Annotated in this window: 1 protein-coding gene; it reads left to right on the forward strand. The window is 37.0% G+C overall.

Annotated features, from left to right (window positions below; translation table 11 throughout):
• Positions 1 to 163: 163 nt before the first annotated feature.
• Positions 164 to 459: hypothetical protein (locus tag E3E36_RS11880; protein WP_167895581.1), on the forward strand; the 296-nt coding region annotated here is incomplete at its 3' end.

Below are 459 nucleotides of genomic sequence, written 5' to 3' on the forward strand. Positions count from 1 at the left end.
TCCATCCATAATTCAGAGAGTTCCCCTTTCTTATATCGCCTCTTTTTTAGGCATTACACAAGAAACACTCAGTCGTATTCGCAGTAGCCTGTAATTTTTTTGATAATTATCAAATGAAAATTCGAAAAACAGGTACAATCTTTACACTATGAAAATTGCCTGTATGAAAAAAATTGTCTTATTAGCTGCTATCGCAATTCCTGTAATTGCATTTTCGCAAACAACTGTAAGCTACAAAGCCAAAGACCTTGTTGCAAAAATGACTACAGAAGAAAAGATAAAATTAGTTGTGGGCATGGGTTTTAAAATGCCTGCTTTGCCAGACAACAATAAAAAAGATACCGGTAAAGCAAAAGATTATGTAGGCATTAGCTTGCCGCCTGCAATGCAGGGCGATGATGGAAATATTCCTGAAAAAGTTCCTGGTGCAGCGGGTAGAACACATGGCATCAATCGTTT

The organism is Thermococcus sp. M36, assembly GCF_012027355.1.
GTDB lineage: Archaea > Methanobacteriota_B > Thermococci > Thermococcales > Thermococcaceae > Thermococcus.